Raw genomic sequence first — 26322 nt, forward strand, 5'->3', positions numbered from 1 at the left:
GCAACAGTGCTGTGGAAAATAGAGAAAACTTGCTGAAGAGGGCTGGAATGACAGGGGCAATGCTGTTACCAATTCCACACGGTTTTGTCAGTGATCCTGTTTCGCTGTCTCTGGCAATGTTCACAAAAAGTTCAAACTGGGCGGGGTTGCCTTACTGAAACGTATTCCCTACTGTGGGTTGAGATTCTTTTATAATTTATGGAGAAAAAAATAATGAAGGAGAAAAAAATAATGAAATTAAATCTGAAAGCGGCTCTTTTGGCCGGAACAGCAGTCATCGCTCTTGGCGCCGGATCTTCATCCGCCCTGGCTCAGACGGAACTGACAAATGGCGTTGCGATTGTGGCGACAGATGCTGCAGGGGTAACGGAAACAGATGCAACAAACACAGTGACCGTTGACACAAGTGGCGCGGCCGTCGTTCTGGGGGCGCCGGGCACGAATTCGGTTATCATGAATATTGCTTCCAGAACATTGACCATGAATGTGTCTGGTGTCACGAACCCTCTGACATTTGCGGACGATATCGTGGAAACAGCCGGTAATATCGCAATCAATATTACGGACGCAACGTCTGTTAACTTCCTTGGGAATGTTTCGGCATCTCCTATTTCTGTCGGAAGCCTGGTTGCGGATGCGACAACCTTGCTGACTGTGGATACGGCTGCGGCTGAAAACCACACGTTTGCAGCAACAATCAATGCGGCAGATGCTACCGATACCGTGAATCTGACGGTAACGAATACGGATGGCGGCGCGAACACCGTGACATTCACGGGCGCGATTGGTGGAACAACGGTATCTAACGCCATTGACACAATCGCGATCGGCGCGGACACGGTGGATCCGATGGATGTGACCTTCGGGGCTTCTGTGAATGCCGGCGCGATCAACATCGGCGGCGGGAACGGCGCCAACGCGACGAACAATGTCCGTTTTGGAACGGCTGCTGGAACATCAACAGTTACAGGACAAATTGTAGGTCTTGGCGCTGGCGACACGAATAATGTGAGTGTTGTCGGCGGTTCTACGGTAACGTTTGTCACAGGTTTCGGTGCGGAAATTGATGCCATTAACCTGGGCGCAGACGCCACGGATACAACGGTTACCATTCAGGGCGCCGTTGCTTCCGGACCGATTACAATCGGGGCGGGCGCGACTGCCGACACCAATACGCTGACATTGGATACGACGAATGGCGCGTTCACCGTGACCCCTGCGATCGTAGGCGGTCATGCGAATGATGACAATAGCCTGCTTGTTTCCGGCGGCGACGTTGCCACGGTTACGGGGGATGTCGGTGCGAGCAGCCAGATCGACACGATAACGCTTTCCGGTACGGGAACGGGCCTGACGTTGGGCGGCACATTGGAAGCGGCCGATATCAATATCGGAGCGGGAACGACATTGACCTCCGGCGGTGCCGTTACAGGCGACCTCGACTTCACCGGCGGCGGTACATTGGCGCTTGGCCATGCCGTGACGGGAACGATCGATAACACCTCCGGCACGGACGGTGTCGGTACCTTGACGACATCTGCCGGTACATTTGCCGTGTCCGGCATTGTCGGCGGAACGAACACGCTGGGATCGATCACCAACAGCGGAACGGGAACGGTGACGTTTAACGCGGCAACGTCTGCAACAACGGTCACACAGTCCGGTACGGGAGAAATCCAGTTTGATGATACGGCCACGGCCACAACCTTTGTGGTGAGCGATGCGGGCGGTGTCATTGATTTTGACGGGGCTGTGATGGGGAATACCCGGTTTAGCGCAGACGGTGAGGTGACGATTGCGGACGGATTCGATATCACGGGGACCGTCAACAACACATCCGGTGCGGCTGGTGCGGGTACGTTGACCGTTGAAGGAACAACAACCGTTTCCGGTAATGTTGGCGCGTCAAACACGCTGAAAACGATTACGGCCGGGGCCGCTGGTAAAACGGCCACGTTCTCCGGAACGGTGCGTGCTGCGGACATTGATTTCTCCGGGGCTGGCGATATCGCCTTTGACGGAAACACGACGGTGACGAATGATGTCGATATGGCTGATAATGCCGGTACGGTAACATTCGGGGACGGTGCAAACTTCACCGGTACGGTTCAGGATACATCTGACGATAAAGGGACTGCAACATTTGCAGGGTCTTCTACGGTTACAGGCAGCCTCGGTACGGCGGGTAACTCTCTGAATGTTGTGAACTTTAACGGTGTTGCCGGTAAGGCTGTAACGGTTTCCGGCGGTGTTGATGTCAATGATGACATTAACGTTGGCGCGGGGTCTGTGACCATTTCCGGCCAGGTTACAACGGTTCAGGATGTCAACTTTACAGGAGACGGTTCGATCAGTTTTGCCGACGCGCTTGTCGCGATCGGGGATGATGTCCTGACCGGAACGGATAGCGAAGGTACGGTGACGTTCCTCGGTGACGGTACGGTTGGCGGTGATATCGCGGCTGACGGGTCCGAGCTGCTGGCTCTGATTCTCAGTGGAACGGCCAAAACCGTTGCTGTTACCGGTGCCATTGAGGCTGCGGACACGACAACGATCGGAAGCAACATTCTGACGGCCGGTACAACGGTTGATGTAGATGCCGGGCAGACGTTGGGATTCGAGATCACAGGGGACACTGACGGCGAAAACGGCCGGATCGTTTCCGCTGGTGCGGCGACGGTCGATGCGACTGCTGTTGTGGACGTTACGGTGAATACGACCGAGTTTGTAGCCGATGCGACCGAATACACGGTCATTGACGGTACAGGCGGCGGCGGTGTCGCTGATTTGACGACGACGATCACAGACGATTCCGTGTTCTTGACCTTTACCCAGAAAGTGGCGGATGATGACAACCTTGTTCTGGTTGCGAATCGTACGGCGAGCAATACTCTGGCGACAGGCACCAACAACAAAAACGTTGCGACTGTTCTTGAGGCTTTGGGGGCCGCCGGTGACGCAGGTCTTGACGGCGTTCAGGGGGCTCTTCAGGGTGCATCGACGGTGGCGGAACTGGATTCGAAACTCGAATCCCTTACCCCGACGGTGGATGGCGGTTTTGTTACCGGTGGAACGCAGGCTAGCGCGTTGAATATCGGTGCGACCAACATGCGTCTTGCAGCGGCCCGCACGGGTGAAGATACGGGTATGGTTGCCGGTGAAATGGGAGAAGGCGTTACGACATGGCTGAAAGGCTTTGGTCAAATGGCCGACCAGGACAGACGTGACGGTGTCGCCGGTTATGATGCCGACACATACGGCGTAGCCGTTGGTATCGACTCGGAAAACATTCTGGATAACAGTGTTATCGGGGTGTCTCTCAGCTATGCGAATACGGACGTGGACTCCAAAAACTCGAACAACACCGAAACCGATGTAGACAGCTATCAGGTATCTGTTTACGGAAGCCATGATTATGAAGGTCGCCTTTATGTCAGCGGTGTGCTGGGATATGCCTATAACGACATCGACCAGACCCGTCATAATGTTGCAGGTATTGCCGGTAACGACGCCAGAGCCGACTTCGACAGCAATCAGTACATTGCATATGCGGAAGTGGGTAAAGACTTCGATGCGGGCAACAGGCTGACTTTGACGCCGAAAGCGCTGGTGAATTATCAGCACATCGATATCGACGGATACACCGAAACGGGCTCCACCGCGAACCAGGTTGTCAGTCTTGATAACATGGATATTTTCGAGGTCGGTCTGGGCGTGAAAGCCGAATGGGATCTGGAAGACAATTCCGGAAACAGCGTTCGTCCTTCTATCAATGCCGGATATCGTTACGATCTGGTCGGTGATGAAGTACAGGCAACCTCCAGGTTTACAGGTGGCGGCGCGTCCTTCTCGACAAATGGTGCGGATCCTGCACAAGGAACGTTCAACGTCGGTGCTGCTGTGACGTATGATCTGGAAAACAACTGGGCGTTGACGGCAGATTACGAATACGAAGGCAAGTCTGACTTCGGAGCGCATTCTGCGTCCTTGCGTGCCGGATATAAATTCTAATCCATAAATTTTATAAAAATAAAAAGCCCTGCTGAGAAGCGGGGCTTTTTTTATGCGGTCGGCAGGACAGAACATCACGGCTTTAGCCGCGGATGAATGCGTCTTCCAACTTGCGTCATGCCTGCGCAGGCGGGCATCCAGTCGTTTCCCGGAGATTCTTCGCTGTGCTCGGAAATGACAGGATGGAGCCGGCCTTAAGCGATGAACGCACTAATTTTTTCCGGGTAAGCAGGCCGGCGTTCTTTTCAGCAGATCGCGCCAGCGCGTGGCCCATCCCTTTATATGCTCTGTCCCTTTGACGATTTCGGCCCGGATACAGGCCGAAGACCCGGCTTTCCCGGCATAGCTTTCGAAAACAGGCGGGGGAACGAATGCGTCGTTCTCTGCGATAAAGTGATATTGCGGGAGTGCCGAGAGGCTTTCAGCGTAATCGGCCATGTTTAAGGAGTAGGGCATGTCGCTTACGTTATGAAACCGGGTAAAAAAATCATTATCAACATTTCCGGCAACGGTGCGCAGGCTCAGGATATCTTCGCGCCGGGCGGCCAATAGGCCCGCGATATTGGCTCCGCCGGAATAGCCGATAAGGTGAAATCCTCTTTTGTAGTCTTTTTCTAATTGATTCAAGGCGCTGTGGTAGCTTTCTAACACTTCCTGTGAGAAGCGTTTTCCGGTCCAGTAGTCGCGGTGGCAGTTGTTATGCGGCAAGTCAAAATCGGTATATTGGCAGGGCCGCGCAAGATAAACGACGTTTGGTGCGGGGTCGTTGGCGGCCAGTTCCAATGCGACAGCCTCTTTTGGCGTCGGGTTTTTTGAGGGGGTCGAACGGCTGAGCCATGCCAGACCGTCTCCTTCAATATAAAGATGAATGGGGCCCTCCGGCGCTGTTAGCTTTTGCCAGCTGGCAAGTTGAAACATCTGTGTTGAGATATCATGGCGGTGTAAGCGGTTTTTTTGGGATATCTCGTTTGCGTGCCCGGTTCGTGAAGGGATGTCTGCGCAGGCGCCCAGTGATAAAACAGAGGCGGCGCAGATGGACAGAACCGGATGATATTTAAGGGCGCAGGGGAACGCCATGCCGTTGTTTCTCCTCTCTTATTGAACAAAACAGAGTAACATATTCACACTGATCGCCAATGGAACAATAGAGCGTTCATCGTTTAGATTGGCTCCATCCCGTCATTTCCGAGCGCAGCGAAGAAACTCCGGGAAACTTTGAGATCCTTCGCCTTCGGCTCAGGATGACAAAAATGGTTGTGACCAGACCTGATCGTAGAATGCTCTAAGGGGAACGGTCGGCTGTCTTTCAGCCGTTCAAAGCCCTGTTTCTTTTCCCTTGGACGAAAAAAAGGCCGGAAATCCCGGCCTTTTTTATAAAATACTGTCTTATGGATATTAGAGTTCGGAAGAACAGCTCGCGGCTCCGGCCAATGTTTCTTCAGGGCTTGTGCCGTAAGTCACGTTCACGCTCTGGCCTGTTTCCGCAATGCCTACGGCATCTCCCAGGCAAGGGGACGATTCACCGCCGCCTGCTGCCGCTTCAATGGCGTTGAGGTCTTCGGGTGACGTGCCGCCACCTTCGCCTTCACCCTCTCCGCCGGCAAACGGGGTGATCGCGTTCAGCGACAAAGGCCCTCCCGGAATGCCCGGCAAGCCGCGAATCGTCACGTTCAGACCGGAGAGTGTTCCTCTGAACGGGCCGAAATAGTTGAAGATGTCTTCTTGCGCGACGGTCGCTCCGCTTTCTTCGGCGGGGGTGCCGACAAAGATTTGTCCGCGGCCATTCAGAAGAGGATCGTCCGCATCGAAGAGGCGGGCTTCAATGGCTGCCAGAACCGAGGCGGGGATGTTTCCGTCTCCGTCGAGGTTGTCGGCAGGCACAAAGCCGTCCCAATCGACGCGCGTACCGTCGATTTCAATGACATTGCCGTATTTATCGAGGATGGCGCCGTCTTCAAAACGGACATAGTAGGCCGTTCCGACACCGCGGTTGATAAAGCCGTAGAAGGCTGTTGTGCCGAGTGTCTCGCCAACGATGGTCAGGCTGGTCGGTTTCCATTTTTTGGCCAGGTCAAACTGCATGCCGGTGACATATTTGTAGCCTTCAGGCAGTTCGTAATCGGGCGTCACGATAAAGGTGTTTGGTCTTTCCTCATCGGAGACATCAATCCGGCCGCTTTCAAAACGGGCGCCGACCGGGTTGTTGATAAACGTGTTTCCTTTGAGGACCACATCTCCATGGTGAGGCCCTTTTACGTACAGGCCGTTCGAGCCGGAGTTTTCGACGATATTGTCAATGAGCGTGGAGTTGAAGACCCCGCCATGAGAATGACCGCCGCCATATCCATATCCGGAAAGCAGGGAGACGGACGGCTCGAGGCTTTTTTCCTCCGTTTGCGGTCCTCCATAGTAACCGCCGTGGCGTCCGCCTTTGGAGATAAGGAGAATACCGTTATCGCCGCTGTCTCTTACGGTGTTTCTGACCATGATCAGATCAACGTCAGAGCCTTTGTTGGCGACAACCTGAATGCCGTCGTCATCCGAGTTTCTGACGTCGTTTCCAATAATGACAACCTTGTTGGTATTGCCGCCTCTGTATCCCCCATATCCGTAATCAGGGCCGAAGCTGTTTGTCATCAGCGGGCTATCATACATGTCGTCATAGCCGCCCTTATACATCCTTTCGCCGCGCGGGTTGTCCACATCAATGGTGATGCCGTCGTCGCGGGAGCGGAAGACGTCATTATGGGAGACCTTAATGAAGTTTGAGGTCGTCGCGCTTCCGGAATAGCCCGGGTAATCCAGAGACATAAAGTTATCCTGGAAGCCCCTTCTTTCTTTGTCTTTTTCGGTTTTGACGCTTATATCAATGCCGTCATCGCCGGAGAATCCGACTTTGTTGCCTGAGACAATGATGGTGTTTTTGTTTTGTGTGCCAAAGCCGCCGAAGAAGCCTTCGCTTTGCCCCAGTCCTTTGAAAGCAGTGGTTTGGGGATAGTCGTAGCCGTTGCTGCCTCCGTCTGTCGTGATATCGACCTGGATACCGTCATCGCCGGAATGGAAAACTTTGTTTCCGTCGATTTTGACGTAGTTATTGATGCCGCCACGGCTGTTGTCCATGCCCGGCAGGGATTGAACGGCGAACTTGCCCGGGTTGCCGTAACCGTTGTTATGACGCTCTTCCTTCGGAGCGATTTTCACAACGATTCCGTCATCACGGGAATCAATAACCAGATTGTCGGAGATCACGATCTCGTTATCCGGCCTGTCATGATGTCCCCCGAAGCCGCCAAAGAACCCTTCATTTTGTTCCAAGCCTCTGGGGGCAGGGCTTTGAGGATAGCCATTGTCATTGCTTCCTGCCGCTGTCGTGATATCGACCTGGATACCGTCATCGCCGGAATGGAAAACTTTATTTCCGTCGATTCTGACGTAGTTCCTGATGCCGCCGGCATTGTTGTCCATGCCCGGCAGGGATTGAACGGCGAACTTGCCCGGGTTGCCATAGCCGTTGTGACGCTCTTCCTTCGGAGCGATTTTCACGACGATACCGTCATCGCCGGATTTGGAAACATTGTTATCGGAGATCAGTATCTCGTTATCCGGCCTGTCATGCTGTCCCCCGAAGCCGTCCAGGCCTTTGGAAAGATACATGGGCGGCTGGTTGTTGTCATTGCTGCCACCGTCTGTCGTGATATCGACCTGGATGCCGTCATCGCCGGAGTGGAAGACCTTGTTCCCATCAATTTGGATATAATTCCTGATGCCGCCGGCATTACTGTCCATGCCCGGGGAAGTCTGCCTGAAAAACTCATCCGGTTTTTCATTGTTTCCATTTTTCTCTTCCTTCGGCGCGATTTTCACAACGATACCGTCATCGCCGGATTTGGAAACATTGTTATCGGAGATCAGGATCTCGTTATCCGGCCTGTCATGATGCCCTCCAAAGCCGCCAAAGAACCCTTCGTTTTGTTCCAAGCCTTTGGAAGCATACGTGGGCGGCTGGTTGTTGTAATTGCTGCCACCGTCTGTCGTGATATCGACCTGGATACCGTCATCGCCGGAATGGAAAACTTTATTTCCGTCGATTCTGACGTAGTTCCTGATGCCGCCGGAATTGTTGTCCATGCCCGAGGAAGTCTGCATGAAAAACTCATCCGGTTTTTCATTGTTTCCATTTTTCTCTTCCTTCGGCGCGATTTTCACAACGATACCGTCATCGCCGGATTTGGAAACATTGTTATCGGAGATCAGGATCTCGTTATCCGGCCTGTCATGATGCCCTCCAAAGCCGCCAAAGCCTTCCTCCTGTTGCAGGAAGCCAACGGGGCCCGGAAAGTTATTGTTATCGTTATTGCCGGCGGATGTTTTCAGGTTGACTTCGATGCCGTCATCGCCGGATTTTTCAACGTCGTTGTCGGCAATTTTAATGAAGAGCTTTTTGCCGTCACTTCTGTTGTCATCCCAGTCATTGCCTCCCTGAGAGCCGAAGCTTTGAACACCCGGCCCTTTGTTTTCTTCACGACGGTCATAATCCTGTTCCGTTGTGACGACGATACCGTCATCGCCGGACCGCGAGACCTCGTTCCCGATGATAATAACCTTGTTGGTATCGTCTTCATGTCTGCCGCGATCGCGGATAGAGGTGATGCCCAGTCTGATCTCGCGGCGCTCCTCGACATTTCCGACGATAACTTCGATTCCGTCATCCCCGGCGCGCGACACTTCATTCTTCTTAATCAGAATGTCTTCGGCGGCGGTGACGTGGATACCGTCTTCCCCGACAGAATCTACAGAGTTGTAGTAATGGCGTCTGTGTTCGCTATCGCCCAGAATATGGTTATACATGATGTCGATATCTTTGCCGCCCTCGACATAAATGCCGTGACGTCCGGCGCCAAGACGGTCAATGGCCCCCTTGTGGCCGTAGCCGAGATCGGCGGTGACGTCGTTGCCGATGACCAGAAGATCATCGCTGTTTTCGACATGGATTCCGTCGCGTCCGGCGCCTTCCTGACCGTAATCGTGGTAATAGTAATTCCCGCCTTCGGCAAAGATTTTATTCCAGCCGATGACCGTTTTGTTACTGTCTTTGACATTGATGCCGTCACGGCCTGCGCCGGTAATCCTGTTTTTCTTGATTTCCGCACGGTAGCTGTTGTCAACGCTGATGCCGTCTCCATGTTCGCTATCCCTGCCTGTATCGTGAATATAGTTGTCCCAGATATCGACATAGTCGTTGTCGTTGACATCAATACCGTCATCCCCGGTGCGGCCGATATGGTTGCCCCAGATATCGGCGCCATGGCCGTCATCGACGCGAATGCCGTCTTCGTCAACATCATGGATGGTGTTGTAGGCGATATCAATGTGATCCGTCGGGTTGACAAGGATACCGTTTCCGCCGGTGTTGTAGATCGTGTTGGATGCGATATTGCCATTGTCAATGTGGCTGCCGTAGATGCCGTTTCCATCGACATCGTGAACGGTGTTGTCATGGATATCGGCGTTTTCAATGTTTCTGACATAGATGCCGTTATCGCCGCTCCAATGGGCGTGGTTGTGGTCAATTTCGAGGTCAAGGCCCCAGTCGCTTCCGTAATCATTCACTTCAATCGCGTCGTCATTGTCTCCTTTGATGTCCGTATTGCCGTGAATTCTGATTTTGGCATCGTTAAAGAACTGGCCGGTGATGTGGATACCGTCCTCGGCTCCGTAGATTTCATCATTGTGCTTGATGGTCAATTCCGCATCGTCGATGCCGCCTGTGAAGGAAATACCGTGGTCGCCTTTGCCGTCCCCGCGGATTTTATAGTTGTCGCGGATAACGATGTCATGTAGCGCATGGCTTGCCCTTCCTTCAAAGAGGATACCGTTTTCGTCCCCGTCGATCGTGTTGTAGGCAATCAGGATTTCCTCTTCATGGCCGCTATGGAGGTGGTTGCTGGTATCGTCGTTGAAAACAACGCCGTTACGGTCTGCGTAAATGCTGTTGTGGCTGATCTCGATCAGGGAATGATCTTCAATCTTGTCTTCAAACTGAATGCCGTCGCCTTCACCGTCGGCGTCGATTGTGTTGCCGTCATAACGGCCTCCGATCAGGATGCGCGCGTCGTCTTTAACGTTGTTGCGGAAACTTATGCCGTCATCGTCGGACTTGATGTAGTTGTCCGTGATTTTAACGTCGGCATTTCCTCTGATTTCACCATCGAACTGGATACCGTCGTCATCCACGCGGTCTTCATAGGTGCTGCCGCCGGACGTTTTTCCGTATCCGATGCGGTTGCCGTCAATGACAATCTGCGATCCCTTGTTCAAAGACCCTTCGAAATGGATTCCGTCTTTTCCGCGGATGAAGTTGGAGGGGTCGCTGCCGAAGCTGCTGCCGCCGCCGTCACCGATATTGATGGTGGCTGTGTAGATGTTACCGCCGAAGTGAATACCGTCGCCGGTCGATCCGTTGTCTTCATTGGCGGAGATAATGTTGTCATGGATGTCGATGTCGGAACCGCTATGGATGCTGTTTGTGAACAGGATACCATGGTCGTCGGCGTGGATTCCGTGATTGTTTTCGCTGATGACGATTGTTGAATTATCGATCTCGCCGTTGAACTCGATGCCGTTTTCACCGGCTCTTATATCGTCGTTGCTGAAGATGCTGACGAAGCTGTCCGCCACTTTCCTGAAGAAGTGGATGGCTTCTTCATCCTTGCCTTCAATCTTCGCGTTATCGTCGATATTGACGCGGGCGCCGTCTTCAATGTCGCCAAGGAAACGGATTCCGTCTTTTTCACCCTCAATGCGGGTGTTTTCAACGATGCGAACGTGCGCTTCGTCGATATCGTCGTCAAAGACGATCCCCTGGCCGTCTTCCCCTTCGATATCGTTTCCGGCGATACGGGTGTCGTGGCGCTCTCCGTCGATTTCACCGTTAAAGTGGATCCCGTTATTCCGGCCCCAGATGGTGTTGTTTTTGATAAGAAGTTCCTGTTCGGAGATGCCGCCGGTTGTTTTGGCGTTGTCTATCTTATCGCCGAAATAGATACCGTCGTTAGACGCCGTGATGCCGTTATAGCTGATTTCAACCAGGGACTGGCCTGTTATGTCGTTCAAAAAGGACACGCCATTGTGCCAGGCATTGATGGCGTTATTGTCACCGAGTCCGCCGATCAGGACGTTAGCAAAATCGCGGATTTTGTCGGAGAACCGCACGCCGTCACCTTTCGCGCGGATGTAGTTGTCGGTGATGTTGATATCGGCGTTGCCTTTGATCTCGCCGGAAAATTCAATACCGTCATCGGCCAGACGTTCTTCCGTAAGCGGTCCGCCGACGGAAAAGGCAAAATAACCGAGGCGGTTGCCATCGATGTTAATGACAGCGCCGGAGCCGATGTCGTCATCGAAATGAATCCCGTCGAGGCCGGACTGGCTGCCGCCGGCATTGCCGTCAACGCGGATAATGTTGGACGCGCCGCCTGTGAAGCTGCCATATGCGCCGTCCCCGATATTGACGGTGGCGCTTGTTATGGTGCCGTCGAACCAGATGCCGGACCCGGTGCTGTCGTGATCTTCGTTTGCGCCGATAATGTTGTCATGGATGTTGACCGTAGCGCCGCCGGAAAGGGCGGATCCAAAGTAAATGCCGTGGTCGTCGGCGTGGATTCCGTGATTGTTGCCGGAGATCGTGACGCTGGCGCCCCCGTTTACAGGGCCGCTGATTTCGATGCCGTTATCGGCGGCACGGATATCTGTGTTGTTTATGATGCTGACAGTGGCGCCGCCCGTGACTGTGTCGATGTCAATGCCGTCGTCACCGACTTTGGCGCCGGAGCGGCCGATAGCGTTGCCGGAAATAAGCACCGTCGCGTTGCCGGTGATCGAGTCGTCAAAATCAATGCCATCATCGCCGATCGTATCGCTTCCCATGCTGCCGATCTGGTTGCTGGAGATTTCCACATAGGCGCCGCTGTCAACGCCCGTTGTGTGGCCCGGATCTCCGTCGCGAACATTTACGCCGTCATCACCGGCAGAAATACGGTTATTGCGTACAAGTGCGATTGCATCGACACCGGCGTCGAATTCAATACCGTTGCCGCCTGCCGTAATGACGTTGCCTTTGTTCACGCTGGTGGAAGCGGAATCGTGGGGGACAACGCCGCCGATATTCGCTTGTGCGCCGTTTTCGATATGGTCGATATCCACCCCGTCGCCGCCGGCGGTGATGGTGTTTCCGCCAACCCAGAATTTCGTGCCGGGCCCTGTAATGTCGTCTTCAACATATATCCCGTCAACGTCCCCCTGAATGGCGTTTCCGGCAACGGTCACGAATGCGCCGCCGGAGATACTCGGGCTGCCGGCGCCAAAGCTGACGCCGTCCACGAAGTAACCGCGGATGGAGTCGTTGTTCAGGATATCTACGGTGCCGCCGTCAATGCCGCTGAAGCTTATACCGTTGGCGAAGCCGCCAATCTCCGTGTTCCCTGCGATTGTGACGCTGCTGCTTGTCACTTTGCCTGCAAAACGGACGCCGTCGCCGACATAGCCGGAAATGTCCGTATTGTCGGAAAGGTCAAGGGTCGCGCCGTCAACGCTGCCGTCAAAGCGAACGCCTTCAAGGCCGGCGATATCGTTTTCTTTAATATTAATCACGGCGGATACGTTGGTGCCGCCGTCGGCAATGGTGCCGTCATCGTCGCCGACCTGTCCGAACACTATGCCGTTGCCGCTTACGCCGTCATCGTCGCTGCCGGTGTCGTCGCCATCGGTGCCGATTTCGTTGCCGAGGATGTCGATTTTGACCCCGACCAGAGCTTGCTTGCCGTTTTCACCGGCGCTGTCGCCCCAAAGTTTAATACCGTCCCCGGTGTTGGAATCGTCAATCTTGTTGTTTTCAACAAGAAGCGTGCCGACAGGGGCGTTGTTGTGATCGACCACCCCGCCGATACCGGCGATGCTGGAGCGGCTAATGATATTGTTGGAAATTTTCGTGCCTTTAACATCATTTAACAAAACGCCATAGGTCAGCGTCGGGCCGTCCATGGTGAAGCCGTCAATCGTGATGTTGTCTGCATTGACTGTAAAGGCCGGGGAGCCGCCCGTTACGATGGATTCAGGGTCGCGCGGATCATATCCGGCGGTCCCTGCATTATTCCCCAGAAGCTTCAGACCCGCTTTATTGACATTCACGGACTCATTATATGTGCCCGCCGCAACGTTTACGGTTGCGTTATTGGCGGCGACATCAACGCCGTCCTGGATTTCGGCATCGTCGTTTTCAACATCAACCGTGGAGGCGGTTCCCGTAATCGGGCCTGTCGTGTCAATGTCGTCTCCCAGATGAACCACCGGCGCATTGATATGCGCGCCGCCATTGCCAAGGCTGACCGTTGCGCCATTGTCGATATCAAATCCGACATTGGAATTTGCGGTGAGTTTACCGCCATCCGTCAGGACGGAGCCTGTCGGGTCGATCTCGACAAAATGATTATTTGCGTTCAGATCGACCGTTCCGGCAGCGCCAGCAAGCGTGGTGTCGATAGTGCCTTCAACCTGCATGACGGTCAGGCCGTCATTGACGGCGTTGTTGGCTGTCAGGGATACGCCGCCCGTTTTGGTGGTGATCGAAGATCCACCATCCACCAGAACATCGTCGCCGGCTGTGGCGTTCAAAGCGTTGAAGACGTTCGCGCCGTCAAATTCAATGTCTCCGGCCGCACTCAAGAAAACCGTGCCGGAAATCGTGGCTGTTGTCGTGTCAACGCCGTCAACGGTGAGGTCTGTCGTGGCGCCGCCAACTTCAAGCGTTGTTGCCCCGATATTGGCAATCTCGGCCTGAGAGAGAACCAGACCGCCATGGTCGGCGCCAAGGGAGATATCGCCCGTGCGGTTGCGCGAAATAGAGACTGTATCGGTTGCATTGACCAAAGCAGGCGAGCCTGATGTATCCATGACAATCTGGTCGGAAACCATGTTGACGTTTGTCGCGGCGGCAGCGGAGCCCGCCTGCATGTCAATCAGGTTGCGGCCCAGAAGGTTCAGGGTTCCGAAGGTGACAACGCTGCTGCCGGCGCGGAAGTAAACGCGGCCCAGATTAGGATCGGTGATTGAATTGTCAAAACCGGGGCTGGCAAGGCTGCCGTTCCATCCGCCCAGCAGGGTGATATCGCCTGTGCCGATATTGATAACGGACACGCCATCATCAATCCGGACGGCTTCATGTGCAAAGAGGTTCAGCGCGTTTGCGCTGCTGTACAAATGGGACGCTTCAACTTTAATATCGCCGTCATTTGTCTGACTGGCATTTCCCGTTGTTGTGATGGTTAGATTTCCAAGCCCAAGTGCCGTATCAATTGTATCCCATCCCAGAATGGTGGTGTTGCCCAGACCCGTCGGGTCAAAGACGTTTGTGCCGGGGATAACGCCTGCACCGCCGGCCTGAATTTTGACGTCGACCGGGTCAAGCAGCAATGTGCCGTTTATCCCGTTGTAAGCCAGCAGGTTTGTCAGGCCGGTATATTCAACGTAAGGGCCGGATACTTCGGCGTTCGCGCCGTTTCCGCCGTTAACGCCCCCACGGCCCAGAATCAGGCCGCGGAAAATGGCTGCATTATCGGCATAGATATAGGCGTCGCCGCCGTTTCCTTTCCCGTCATTTCCTTTTCCGCCGCCGACCAGAATTTCGGCCGTGTCAGCGACAAGGATATTCTGGCCGGTCACATCGACATCGCCGCCGTCCGTGCCGGAGGCATCCATTTTACCGGAGACGTTTACAACGCCTTTTTTCCCGCCGGAGAGAATGATTTTTCCGCCTTTTTGCGTTACGGAAGATACATCGATGACGCCGTCCATATTAATGACATTGTCAACGGCGTTTTTGGCCGCTTGCGCGGTCATCATAACCGTGCCGCCTTCGGCGTTGATGGTGCCTTTGTTTTCGAGCAGGGCGTCCGCGACTTCACCCTCTACCGCGATTTCGAACAGGTTATCGCCGTACAGGTCGAGGGTAACCGTTTCACCGGCTGCCATGACGACTTTACCCATTCTGGCGTTGATGATGCCCTGATTGGAAACGAAGGGAGAAACGAAGGCTGCAATACCTGCATCGGCAACCGTAATGGTCCCCTGATTGATGATACCGGCGCCTGAAAAGTTTCCGAGCTGGACGGGGCCGCCCGCCATGAATCCGGCAGGGTTCAGCAATTCACCGTCGGAAAGACTAATAGCTGCCGCATTAATGGAGCCGCTTGCGCCAACGAAAACTCCGTTCGCGTCGATGACATGACAGGAGCCCGCGCAATTCAAATGTCCGAAGATAAAGGTCGGATCGTTTTCCCTGTCAATGGCGACCAGATTTCCTCTGGAGACATTAACGGTCCAGTTTGAGTTGATGTCGAGGTCGCCTTCAACAATGGCCCTTTGCGTATTCAGATTCAGGTTTGTTGTGTTCGCCTGAGACAGGTCTGTGGTCGTGCTTCCGGAGGTCGTGGTGAGATCCACCCAGTTGTCCGCCTGCGCCGACCCACCCAGCGCCATCAACCCCGCCGCGGTAAGCGCGGTCGTCGTCAGGAGTTTCTTGCCGGCGTTACCGACGAAACCAAAGTTTTTAAAAAGGGGGGCCGATGTTCTCATTGTCATTCTCCATTGGTTGTTCTGAAGTGGCTCACAGGCGGTCGAAAAAGACGAAAACATCCATGTGGACGAAATCAGAAAAAACTTTCTTGTAGCAGATATCTGGTTTTTGCCACTAATCCGGCTAATTTACAAGCATTTGTTAAAAGTTTTTTAACGTTTTCGGGGGGTAAGGGCATAAAGTTCTGTAAAATCAGGAAAATTTCAGGGCTCTCAGGTATAGGTTTTTCCTGTTTGAAAGGTTAATTTTTACTTGCGCATACAGTCTGTGTATTGATATTTGTCTTCGGTTGGCGTAGTAATGATATTGGAAAGATCGCATTGCGGTCTGATTCCTGTTTTTTTTTGCGTTATCATCTCTTTAAAGGCATGCCTACAGGGTAAGCGAAAAACCGAGGAAACTGATATGAAAAAGCTTTGCGTATTTGTTGCTGCAGCTTCATTCTTGGCAATGGGCGTTTCAGGATCGCCTGCTTATGCGCAGCTTGAACAGCAAACCATTATTGCGGACCCGGGCCGCGCGGAAGAGCAGTTCCAGCAGGAACTCCTTATTCCCCAGGGCGGGCCGGATATCGGCATTCAGGATCTTGAGCTTAAAGGGGCGCCTGCAGGGGCCGAAAATATAAAATTCAAATTTGGCGGGCTGCAGATAGACGGGGCCAGCGCCTATACGACGGAACAGCTTTCCAGTCTTTATAAAGGGAAAATCGGGACGGAAATTTCTCTGGCGGACCTGTATGCCATTGCCCATGAGATGACCCTGAAATACCGGAATGACGGTTATCTACTGACGCAGGTTGTCGTGCCGCCGCAAACCATTGAAAACGGCATTGCGCGCTTGCAGATTGTGGAAGGGTTTGTCGATAACGTCATTATTCAGACGGATGAGGGCGAAGGCTCCTTTCTTGTCGATACCATAAGGTCATACGCCTCGTATGTGAATGCGGGCGGCGCGCTGAATGTCAAGGATATGGAGCGGGGGCTTCTCCTCATCAACGATCTGCCGGGCGTCAAGGCCAGAAGCATTTTGAGCCCTTCAAAAACAACGCCGGGCGGTGCGGATATGCTCATTATCGTGGAGCGTGATCCTTACGACGCTTTGATTACGGCGGATGACTTCGGAAGCCGGTATCTCGGTCCCGTCCAGTTCGGGGCGGCCGGGAGCGCGAATTCATGGCTCGGGTTAGGGGAAGCTGTTACCGGGCAGGTTGTGGTGGCGCCGGATGGCGGTCACGAACTGGCTTATGGCGCGCTGAGCTATGAACAGCCTATCGGTCCGTGGGGAACGAAAATAAAAGCGTTTGGCAGCCTGACGGATACGGATCCCGGTTATGATCTGAGACAGTTTGAGGTCCGGGGACATTCCAGCACGATGGGGATTCAGGTGGAACATCCGTTTGTCCGCTCCCGGGCCTTCAATCTTGCGGGCCGGGCGGTTCTGGACTGGCGCAATGTTAAAAGCTCCAACAATGCCGAGTTGACCCGCAAGGACCATATTCGTGCGGCGCGGGTGGGTGCGAAAGTCGATTTTCTGGATACGCTGCTTGGCGTGGCTGTCAATGCCTTCGATGTAGAGCTTTCGCAGGGGCTTGATATCATGGGAGCGAGCGACGAAGGCGACGCCAATCTTACGCGCGCGGCGGGAGATCCCAAATTTACGAAACTTAAAGTTCAGGCCCAAAGACTGCAGCGCATCGTGGAGGATGTAAACCTCTTCCTGGCCGGAAGCGGTCAATGGGCGGACGGGCCTTTGCTTTCTGCCGAGGAATTTGCCGTTGGCGGCATTAATTCCGTGCGCGGGTTCGATCCTTCCGAAATCGTTGGAGATCACGGCGTTTCAGGAAAAGCAGAGCTTCAGTGGAACAATCCCGGCAAATTCGATATGGAGTATATCGATAAATACCAGCTCTTCGGCTTTTTTGACGCCGGCAGGACGTGGGATGAGGATGCTACAACCAGTTCGGCAAAACATGATACGCTGACGGCAACGGGCGGCGGCTTGAGAGTTAGCTTCTCCGGCGCGACGGAAGCGGGTCTTGTGGTGGCGTTTCCTCTTAACCGCGATGTCCAGACGCAAAACGATCAGGATCCGAAGGTCTATTTCAACCTCAGCAAAAGCTTCTAGAGCGTTCCTCGTTCAGGTTCTCGGTTCAGGTTCGACCCTGTCATTCCGGGGGCGGCGAAGAATCTCCGGAAAACGCTGGGGTTCTTCGCCTTCAACTCGGAACTCAGGATGATAAAGATATTATTTCGAAAGCTGGTCGTAAGCCCGCAAAGCGTCCGCTGCATACATCAAAGACGGTCCGCCGCCCATATAGATGGTCATGGCAAGCACTTCGGCGATTTCTTCGCGAGTGGCGCCCAGTTCAATCAGGGTTTTGACATGAAAGCCGATACAGCCGTCGCATTGTTTGGCAATGCCGATTCCCAGCGCGACAAATTCCTTTGTTTTCTTGTCCAGCGCGCCGTTTGTTGTTGCGCCTTTGGCAAGGGCGGAAAAGCCGTTCATGGCGTCGGGGACTATTTTACGAAGTTCGTGGGAATAGGCGGAAATATCGTCTGTAATCGTTTTATAATCTTTGGTCATATTTTATCTCCTTTTAAGAATAACCGGCTTGTCTTAAGAAACTATGTGATATAAAGATTTGTTACTTTAGAAAGAAATAATATACAAGAGAAAAACAAATGACAAAAACAGTCCAATATAAACAGCTTGAAGACTGGCTGGAGGCAGACGAAGCCGTTCTAATCGACGTGCGCGAGCCGGAGGAGTTCCGGACCGGCCATATTTTATACGCCCATTCCATTCCTCTGAACAGGGTGGAGGAGCTTTTGCCGCAAATGAAGATTCCGGAGGACAAAAAGATTGTGTTTCAGTGTTTGAAAGGCATGCGCGGTCTGCAGGCCTGTGTGAATGCCGGAAATCTGGGACATTTAAAGGGGCGGGGTGAAATTTATAATCTGGAAGGCGGGATAGAAGGGTGGAAAGCGGCCGGTTTTCCCGTTGTTTCGAACGACCTTCCGTCTCCGTCTCCGGAAGGGGGCGTTCCCATAATGAGGCAGGTTCATATTGCTGTCGGCCTTCTTGTTCTGCTGTCCGTGATCGCGGGGTATGCGCTGCACGCTTTTGCTTTTGTTCTGGCGGGATGTGTTGGGCTCGGCCTTCTTCTCGAAGGGGTGACCGGCTGGTGCGGAATGGGCATGGTTTTGCGGCGCATGCCGTGGAATAAGCCGTCTCAATTAAAGAATTGACAGTTTTTCGATAAAATCCTATAAATCCAGCCATTCCTGTAAAGAGGGCGTGGTCCTCGTTGACGGTTTAAGCGTCAATCCCGAAAGGGGAAGCGGGACAATAACAGATAAAGAAGAGGACTCATAAAAATGAGCGAAAAAAGACCGCAGTCAAAACATAAAATCGACCGCCGCCTGGGATGCAATCTCTGGGGGCGTCCGAAATCTCCTTACAATATTCGCCAGACCGGACCGGGGATGCACGGCGCGCGCCGCGGGCGTCCGACCGATTACGGTATGCAGCTGATGGCCAAGCAGCAGCTTAAAGGCTATTACGGCAATATCGGGGAGAAGAAATTCCGCCGTTATTATCAGGAAGCCAACCGTCTGAAAGGCGATACGGGCCAGAACCTGATCGGGCTGCTGGAATGCCGTCTGGACGCTGTCGTTTACCGTGCCCTGTTTGTGCCGACGGTGTTTGCAGCGCGTCAGTTCGTGTCTCATGGCCATGTGCTGGTGAACGGGAAACGCGTGAATATTCCCTCCTATCAGGTCAAAGAAGGGGATGTGATCGAGGTGAGGGAAAAATCCCGCCAAATGCCGATGGTGTTGCAGGCCATGGAAAGCGCGGAGCGCGATGTGGCGGAATATCTCGAGGTGGATAAAAAAGCCTGTAAAGCGACCTTCCTGCGGGTTCCGCAGCTTGAGGACGTGCCTTATCCGGTTCAGATGCAGCCGCATCTTGTCGTGGAATTTTATTCCCGGTAGAATTTTTGGGAAATCAAGGTATCAAGCCGCCTTTCACAGGCGGCTTTTTGCTGCTTTTCTGAAGAGGCGGTGTTCGACAAGATGCATCGCGCCGTCCGCCAGTGTTTTCAGGACCATGAATGTCAGGATCGCGCTGTGGCCCATCATGCCGCCCGTGATAATCACCAGATGCATCGGCAAAATCCGTAAGTAAGGATAGAACATCAGGGTTCCCAGATTGGGCTTTTGCTGTTTGAAATCGGCGGCGAAATTATGCCGGAAAGAATAGCCGTGAATGCTGATAAAGGTCAAAATCGCGAGAATAAGGAACGCAAGATCGTCTGCGGGCAGTTCGTTCAGGGGCATTTCCTGCCAGAGGAAAACGGCATAACCGAAATGAAAAAAACCGTAATGGAACGTAAAGAACGTCGCGACACCGCGTTTGCCTTCTTGCGTTTCCGGGACGGGCGCGTCATTCATTGTCATGCCTTTGGTGGTGAATTCTTTTAAAGACAGCATGCGGATGACGTTGATGATCCCGATCACGACGCTTTGGCTCCAGTAGACCCACATGATTTCATACAGGGGCCATTGCTGCACGTAGGCCATGACGATGGAAATGAAATTTCCCAGGATAACGGCCCAGAAGGACGGGTCGCGGATATAGCTTTCTTCGGCTTCGCTCATTTGCCTTTTTCTCCGATGCTTTTTTTGCCGGTCAGGGCCGAAAGAATACCGTGAAAGGTCTGGACTTCCTGATGGCTCATTTCGGCGCGGCCAAAGGTGTTTTTTAAATTGCGCAAAACGGTGGGTTTTATATCGGCGGATTTGAAAAAATGATGGGCGTCCAGTTCGTCTTCCAGACGGTCGAAAAGATTGTCCAGTTCGGCATGCGGGGCGGGATCGTTCTCCTGCAGGAGGGCGGGGGTTTGATCCTGTGCCTGAAACCATTCATAGGCGCAAAGCAAAACCCCCTGACCGAGATTCAGGGACGGGAAGGAGGGGTTGACCGGAATGGTGATAATGGCGTTTGCCAGCGCGACATCCTCGTTGCCAAGCCCTGCGCGTTCGGGGCCGAAGAGAAAGGCGGTTTTCTGGTTTGTGCGGGCATGAATGTCTTCGGCGGCGCTGCGGGCCGTCAAAACGGGTTTTGCCATGTCGCGGCGGCGGGCGGTGGTGGCGTAGCTGTATTGGACGTCCGCCAGGGCTTCTTGCGTGGTGTCAAACACCTGCACATCCGGCATTTGATCCAAAGCGCCGGAGGACATGGCGTCGGCTCGTTCATTGGGCCAGCCGTCGCGGGGGCGCACCAGCCGCAGGTCGGTGAGGCCGCAATTGAGCATGGCGCGCGCGGCGGCCCCGATATTCTCTCCCATCTGGGGTTCGATCAGGAGGATCGCGGGGGCGGGCATGTTTTTAAGCCGCTTTTTTGGACGTCAGGCGCGCTTTGGCCTTTTCGGGGCCCAGAAGAGGCAGCAGACCGGGCAGGTCCGGGCCGTGATCCATGCCTGTCAAAGCCTGCCGCAGCGGCATAAACAGGTCTTTTCCTTTTCGTCCTGTTTTTTCCTTCACGGCGTTGCTCCAGTTCTGGAAGGTGGTTTCATCCCACGGGGCGGGGGGCAAAAGCGCCGCCGCTGCCGCGGCAAAGTCCGCGTCTTCAATGACGGGGGTCACGGGGCCGTTGGCGACTCTCCACCATTCGCGGATATCTTCCAGTTTCTGGAGGTTCGGCCGCACGGTGTTCCAGAAATCTTCCTCCAGTTCCGGCATTCCCATATTGGCCAGCCGGACATTTACGTCTTCGAAGGCGGTGCCGTGGAGAATTTTGGCGTTGAGGCGCAGCAGCTCTTCCATGTCGAATTTGGGCGCGCCTTTGGAAAATTTGGAAAAATCGAACGCGTCAATCAAAGGCTGGATGTTGGAAAAAGGCTCTATCGGATCGGAGCTTCCGAGTCGTGCCATCAGGGAGACCAGGGACATGGCTTCGAGCTTTTCCTCTTCCCGCACGGATTTGACGCTCAAAGAGCCGAGGCGTTTGGAGAGCTTTCCGCCTTCGATATCCGAGATAAGGGGAAGATGAGCGAAAACAGGCGCTTTTCCAGAGAGGGCTTCGAACATCTGGATATGGGTGGCGGTGTTGGAGACGTGGTCCTCGCCGCGCACCACATGGGTCATGTCATAGTCGACATCGTCGATGACGGAGCAAAGGTGATAGAGCGGATTGCCGTTTTCCCGGATGACCACGGGGTCGGACAGGTCTTCGCCTTTAAAGGCCACAGGGCCCCGGATCAGATCGTGCCATTCAATGGGCTTGTGTTCGAGTTTGAAGCGCCAATGGGGCTGGCGGCCTTCGGCCTCAAATTTGGCTTTTTGCGCATCGGTTAGCGCAAGCGCCGCGCGGTCGTAGGTTGGCGGCTGTCCGCGGGAGAGCTGGGATTTCCTTTTCAGCCCGAGTTCTTCCGGCGTTTCATAGCAGGGATAAAGCCGCTCGTCTTTTTTAAGCTGTTCGACGATTTCGGCGTAGCGTCCCAGACGGTCTTTCTGGTTTGTCTTTTCGTCCCAGCTGAGCCCCATCCACATCAGGCCGTCTTCAATGGCGGTTTCATATTCGGGTTTGGAGCGCTCCGTGTCCGTGTCGTCGATCCGCAGCAGCAAATGGCCGCCGGTTTTGCGGGCAAACAGCCATGTAATGATGGCGGTGCGGGCGTTCCCGACATGTAAATAGCCGGTGGGGGACGGGGCGAAGCGGACTTTTGTACTCATCTGGTTTCTCTTCTCTTAAAAATGTCATCCCGAAATGACGGGAAATGTATGAGTACCGCGTTCTTTGGGTGTTTTCAATATGTTCCATTAATATTTCTTGCTTTTCATATAGTTGTACGTTACGGATGTTTATCGCAATTAAAGATAAGGGTAACTCACTATGCATTTAACTGCGCGTTTCTATGCAGGACTTTATAATCAAAACGAATCTCCTCTCTCCAGGCTGCACCTGGCTTTTGTTCGAGAGAGCAAGGCTGGATTAAGAATGGCAAGCGTGGGGCTTGATTCTGTTGAAAGAGTTATCAATCCCAAAACGCCGGGGGATGTTTTTAGGCTTAAGGTGCTTTCAGACAATGGCGTTGTCCCGATATCAAGGCTGGCCGAAATCTCAAGCAGGGAAAGGGTCAAGGCTCTGCGGGCCAGTGCAGAGGGAAAACCTCCTGAAACTTCGGGAAATATGGTTCAATTGCTTGATGCTCTAAAATATATGGCGGAAAAGAAGGGGAAAGTCACAAGTTTCAAGAGCGCGTTTATTCTTTCTTAGCGCCGCGATATTCTGTGGTTTACTGTTTTCCAATATCTAACAAAAACCGGTTCGTAATCGGGTAGCGGCGGTCGCGGCCGAAGGCGCGGGAGGTGATTTTAACCCCCGGCGGGGCCTGCCGGCGCTTGTATTCGGCCCGGTCGAGCATTTGCCATACGCGCCGCACTGTCTCGGGGCTGTGTCCGTGTCCGGCGATATCGGGCAGCCCCATATCCTTTTCAATCAGGCAGGCCAGAATATCGTCAAGTTCTTCGTAAGGAGGCAGCGTGTCCTGATCGCGCTGGTTGGCTTTAAGTTCGGCGGTGGGGGCCTTGGTGATAATGTTTTCCGGAATAACTTGGCTTTGCGTATTCCGCCAACGGGCCAATTCATAAACCTGTGTCTTATATAAATCTTTTAACGCGTTGAATCCGCCGCACATATCGCCGTACAGCGTGGCGTATCCGACGGCCATTTCGGATTTATTGCCGGTGGAAAGGACCATTTTTCCCCCGTCATTGGACAGCGCCATCAATATCAGCCCGCGGCAGCGGGACTGCATGTTTTCATGGGCGATGCCTGAAGTGATATGCAGCGTTTCTTCGAAGGCTTTCATCGCGGGTTCGATCGGGCGGATTTCATAATGCGTGCCCAGTGCTTCCGCGCAGGCTGCGGCGTCTTCAAGGCTTTCCTTCGAGGTAAAGGGGGAGGGCATCATGACGCAGGTCACATGCTCCGGCCCCAAAGCATCGGCGGCAATGGCGGCGGACAGGGCGCTGTCGATGCCGCCGGACATCCCGATCAAAACGCCCGGAAAGCCGTTCTTTTGTACATAATCCCGCAATCCGAGCGTCACGGCCCGGTAAAGCTCTTCCGGGCCTTCATAGGGGGGGTGAACGGTATCGGTCAGGCATAGCCAGCGGCCTTGCGCAGAATCGTCACTCTTTTCCCAAAGGGTGTGATGAATATCTTCGGCGAACGCTTCGGCCTGCAGGACTACGTTTCCGGCCTCGTTGAGAGCGAAAGAGCCGCCGTCAAAGACCAGTTCGTCCTGTCCGCCGACCTGATTCAGGTAAATCAGGGGCAGGCCGGTTTCGCTCACGCGCTGGCGGGCCAGATCCATGCGGACAGTCTTCTTACCGGCCTCAAAGGGGCTGGCATTAGGAACGAGGAGGATTTCCGCGCCTTGTTTTTTCAGATGGGCGGCGCTTTCCGGGTACCACATGTCTTCACAGATCATCAGGCCGATCTTGGTTCCCTTGAAATCGACGGGTTCGGGCAGGGGGCCGTGGGTAAAGCGGCGCTGTTCGTCAAAGACGCCGTAATTGGGCAGGCGGTGTTTAAAGCGGGCGGCCTGAATTTTTCCTTCGCCGATCACCAGCGCCGCGTTATAGAGGTTCCCTTTTTGCCGCCACGGGGTGGGCACAATCAGCCACGGCTTTTGAGCGGCGCTTTCTTTCACAAGCGTTTCCACGGCCTCCTCCACCTTCTCCATGAAAAAGGGTTTGAGCACGAGGTCTTCGGGCGGGTAGCCTGTGAGGATCATTTCCGGATAGAGGATGAGATCCGTTTCTTCCGGCACGGTATCGCGGATTTTGCGTATTTTCTCCAGATTATAAGACAGCGCTCCGACAATCGGGTTGAGTTGTGCAAGGGTCAGTGTCAAAGAATTTGCCATTTTACTACCGTCATGCCAGCGAAGGCTGGCATCCATTTACCCGTTTAAGCGGCTTCCAAATTAACGCTTAAATCTTCCCAAAAAGGATTGTTTCTTTCAATCAAATTGATTTTCCATTGGCGCTTCCACGCTTTTATTTGTTTTTCACGTGTAACAGCGGATTCAAAAAGTTCATGTATTTCATAATACATCAAATGCGTTACACCGTACTTTTTTGTAAAACCTTCAATTTCCTTAGTTTGGTGTTCTCATATTCTTTTTGTCAGGTTTGATGTCAGACCAACATACAGGGTTCCATAATGGCCGCTGGCTAGAATATAGACAAAAAATTTCTTTTCCATTTTTTTGTTTTCGATGGATTCCTGCCTTCGCAGGAATGACGGTAAGAGTTATTTTCTCAAATCCTTCAACTCATCCGCGACCAGAAAGGCCAGCTCCAGGGACTGGTTGGCATTCAGGCGCGGGTCGCAGGCCGTGTGATAGCGGCTGGAGAGGTCTTCTTCCGTGATATCTTCTGCGCCGCCAACGCATTCGGTGACGTTCTGGCCGGTCATTTCGAAGTGGACGCCGCCCGGATGCGTGCCTTCGGCTTTATGGACGGCGAAGAACTCTTTGACTTCCTGCAGAATGTTATCAAAGCGGCGTGTCTTGAATCCCGTGGAGGATTTTTCGACATTGCCGTGCATGGGGTCGCAGATCCACGCGACTTCCCGTCCTTCCGCCCGAATGGCCCGGACCAGCGGCGCGAGTTTTTCTTCCACGTTGCCTGCGCCCATGCGGGCGATCAGGCTCAGGCGGCCCGGCTCGTTGTCCGGGTTCAGGATATCGATCAGGCGCAAAAGTGTATCCGGGTCAAGCGTTGGCGGGCATTTCATGCCGATCGGATTCTGGATGCCTTTTACAAATTCGATTTGCGCGCCGTCCGTCTGGTGGGTGCGCGCCCCGATCCACAGGAAATGGGCGGAGGTGTCGTACCATTGATCTGTCGTGCTATCGACGCGGGTCATGGCTTCCTCATAGGGCAGGAGCAGGGCTTCGTGACAGGTGTAAAAATCCGTCTCCCGCATGGAGGGAACCTTGTCGCCCGTAATGCCGCAGGCCTTCATAAATCTGAGGGCGCGGCCGATCTCGTTCGCCAGCGCGTCATAACGCTCGCTTAGGGGGCTGTCCTTGACAAAGCCGAGATTCCACCGGTGGACCTGGTTTAAATCCGCATAGCCGCCCTGAGCGAAGGCGCGCAGGAGGTTCAGCGTTGCGGCGCTTTGGTTGTAGGCGCGGATCATGCGCTCGGGGTCGGGAATTCTCCCTTCCTCGGTGAATTCGAGTTTATTGACGATATCTCCGCGATAACTGGGAAGCCTGATTCCGTTGCGCTCTTCAAAATCCTCCGAGCGCGGCTTGGCGAATTGTCCGGCCATGCGGCCCATTTTGATGATCGGCATGGCTCCGCCAAAGGTCATGACGACGGCCATCTGGAGCAAGATCCGAAAGGTGTCGCGGATTTTATTGGCGCCGAATTCGTTAAAGCTTTCGGCGCAATCCCCGCCTTGCAGGACGAAGGCTTTTCCGGCGCAGACGTCGGCCAGCTGGCTTTTCAGGTTTCGGGCTTCTCCGGCAAAAACCAGCGGCGGCATTCCTGCCAGAATCCCTTCGGCCCATTTCAGGCGTTCCGGGTCGGGATAGACGGGGAGTTGCTGCGCTTCTTTATTGCGCCATGTGTTCGGGGTCCAGTTTGTCATGC

13 protein-coding genes are annotated in these 26322 nt (G+C 53.9%); 5 read left to right on the forward strand and 8 right to left on the reverse strand.

The features are described from left to right. Positions 1–231 precede the first annotated feature (231 nt). On the forward strand, positions 232–4011 hold the full coding sequence (locus H6853_05870) for an autotransporter domain-containing protein (protein ID USO03070.1): 3780 nt from the start codon (positions 232–234) through the stop codon (positions 4009–4011). Between the two features lie 210 nt (positions 4012–4221). On the opposite strand, the gene H6853_05875 is transcribed toward H6853_05870, so the two are convergent. Both H6853_05875 and H6853_05880 read right to left on the reverse strand, forming a co-directional pair. Continuing rightward, positions 4222–4929, reverse strand: a complete 708-nt coding sequence (locus H6853_05875) for an alpha/beta hydrolase (protein ID USO03071.1) — start codon at positions 4927–4929, stop codon at positions 4222–4224. Positions 4930–5406: 477 nt separating this feature from the next. Then, positions 5407–15639: a right-handed parallel beta-helix repeat-containing protein gene (locus tag H6853_05880; protein ID USO03072.1), complete on the reverse strand. Its 10233-nt coding sequence runs from the start codon at positions 15637–15639 to the stop codon at positions 5407–5409. Positions 15640–16090: 451 nt separating this feature from the next. Here H6853_05880 and H6853_05885 point away from each other — a divergent pair, with 451 nt between their 5' ends. After that, positions 16091–17764, forward strand: coding sequence for a ShlB/FhaC/HecB family hemolysin secretion/activation protein (locus tag H6853_05885; protein USO03073.1), 1674 nt, complete (start codon positions 16091–16093; stop codon positions 17762–17764). A gap of 120 nt (positions 17765–17884) precedes the next feature. Here the strand turns inward: H6853_05885 and H6853_05890 are convergent, their stop codons facing one another. Continuing rightward, complete coding sequence (locus tag H6853_05890) at positions 17885–18226, reverse strand: carboxymuconolactone decarboxylase family protein (GenBank protein ID USO03074.1); 342 nt, start codon at positions 18224–18226, stop codon at positions 17885–17887. A gap of 98 nt (positions 18227–18324) precedes the next feature. On the opposite strand from H6853_05890, the gene H6853_05895 reads away from it, so the two are divergent. Both H6853_05895 and rpsD read left to right on the forward strand, forming a co-directional pair. Next, the gene (locus H6853_05895) at positions 18325–18891 is read left to right on the forward strand and encodes a rhodanese-like domain-containing protein (GenBank protein ID USO03075.1); all 567 of its coding nucleotides are present in this window, start codon (positions 18325–18327) and stop codon (positions 18889–18891) included. A 129-nt stretch (positions 18892–19020) separates the two neighbouring features. Then, positions 19021–19638 (forward strand): 30S ribosomal protein S4, encoded by a 618-nt coding sequence (gene rpsD / locus H6853_05900; protein ID USO03076.1) that lies wholly within the window; start codon positions 19021–19023, stop codon positions 19636–19638. Positions 19639–19671: 33 nt separating this feature from the next. On the opposite strand, the gene H6853_05905 is transcribed toward rpsD, so the two are convergent. The 3 genes from H6853_05905 to H6853_05915 are packed head-to-tail and all read right to left on the reverse strand — an operon-like array spanning position 19672 to position 22380. Beyond that, complete coding sequence (locus tag H6853_05905) at positions 19672–20304, reverse strand: hypothetical protein (GenBank protein ID USO03077.1); 633 nt, start codon at positions 20302–20304, stop codon at positions 19672–19674. Next, positions 20301–21029, reverse strand: a complete 729-nt coding sequence (locus tag H6853_05910) for an RNA methyltransferase (GenBank protein ID USO03078.1) — start codon at positions 21027–21029, stop codon at positions 20301–20303. The genes H6853_05905 and H6853_05910 overlap by 4 nt, the downstream gene beginning before the upstream one ends. Before the next feature lie 4 nt (positions 21030–21033). After that, positions 21034–22380, reverse strand: a complete 1347-nt coding sequence (locus H6853_05915; GenBank protein USO03079.1) for a glutamate--tRNA ligase — start codon at positions 22378–22380, stop codon at positions 21034–21036. 160 nt (positions 22381–22540) lie between these two features. On the opposite strand from H6853_05915, the gene H6853_05920 reads away from it, so the two are divergent. Further along, entirely contained in the window at positions 22541–22924 is a 384-nt protein-coding gene (locus H6853_05920; GenBank protein ID USO03080.1) for a hypothetical protein, read from the forward strand. 19 nt (positions 22925–22943) lie between these two features. Here the strand turns inward: H6853_05920 and H6853_05925 are convergent, their stop codons facing one another. Together H6853_05925 and H6853_05930 are read right to left on the reverse strand one after the other, a co-directional pair. Further along, the gene (locus H6853_05925) at positions 22944–24581 is read right to left on the reverse strand and encodes an NAD+ synthase (GenBank protein USO04617.1); all 1638 of its coding nucleotides are present in this window, start codon (positions 24579–24581) and stop codon (positions 22944–22946) included. Positions 24582–24970: 389 nt separating this feature from the next. Continuing rightward, positions 24971–26320 carry a 3-deoxy-7-phosphoheptulonate synthase class II gene (locus tag H6853_05930; GenBank protein USO03081.1) on the reverse strand — a complete coding sequence of 450 codons (1350 nt, stop codon included), beginning with the start codon at positions 26318–26320 and terminating at the stop codon, positions 24971–24973. Positions 26321–26322 lie beyond the last annotated feature (2 nt).

This window comes from Rhodospirillales bacterium (assembly GCA_023898765.1).
Classification (GTDB): domain Bacteria; phylum Pseudomonadota; class Alphaproteobacteria; order Micavibrionales; family Micavibrionaceae.

Excerpts from the sequence above, each read along its gene's own strand:
- H6853_05870 (USO03070.1), top strand. The coding sequence starts at position 232 with ATGAAATTAAATCTGAAAGCGGCTCTTTTGGCCGGAACAGCAGTCATC.
- rpsD (USO03076.1), top strand. The coding sequence starts at position 19,021 with ATGAGCGAAAAAAGACCGCAGTCAAAACATAAAATCGACCGCCGCCTG.
- H6853_05890 (USO03074.1), bottom strand. The coding sequence starts at position 18,226 with ATGACCAAAGATTATAAAACGATTACAGACGATATTTCCGCCTATTCC.
- H6853_05920 (USO03080.1), top strand. The coding sequence starts at position 22,541 with ATGCATTTAACTGCGCGTTTCTATGCAGGACTTTATAATCAAAACGAA.
- H6853_05880 (USO03072.1), bottom strand. The coding sequence starts at position 15,639 with ATGAGAACATCGGCCCCCCTTTTTAAAAACTTTGGTTTCGTCGGTAAC.
- H6853_05885 (USO03073.1), top strand. The coding sequence starts at position 16,091 with ATGGGCGTTTCAGGATCGCCTGCTTATGCGCAGCTTGAACAGCAAACC.
- H6853_05915 (USO03079.1), bottom strand. The coding sequence starts at position 22,380 with ATGAGTACAAAAGTCCGCTTCGCCCCGTCCCCCACCGGCTATTTACAT.
- H6853_05905 (USO03077.1), bottom strand. The coding sequence starts at position 20,304 with ATGAGCGAAGCCGAAGAAAGCTATATCCGCGACCCGTCCTTCTGGGCC.
- H6853_05875 (USO03071.1), bottom strand. The coding sequence starts at position 4,929 with ATGTTTCAACTTGCCAGCTGGCAAAAGCTAACAGCGCCGGAGGGCCCC.
- H6853_05930 (USO03081.1), bottom strand. The coding sequence starts at position 26,320 with ATGACAAACTGGACCCCGAACACATGGCGCAATAAAGAAGCGCAGCAA.
- H6853_05910 (USO03078.1), bottom strand. The coding sequence starts at position 21,029 with ATGCCCGCCCCCGCGATCCTCCTGATCGAACCCCAGATGGGAGAGAAT.
- H6853_05895 (USO03075.1), top strand. The coding sequence starts at position 18,325 with ATGACAAAAACAGTCCAATATAAACAGCTTGAAGACTGGCTGGAGGCA.
- H6853_05925 (USO04617.1), bottom strand. The coding sequence starts at position 24,581 with ATGGCAAATTCTTTGACACTGACCCTTGCACAACTCAACCCGATTGTC.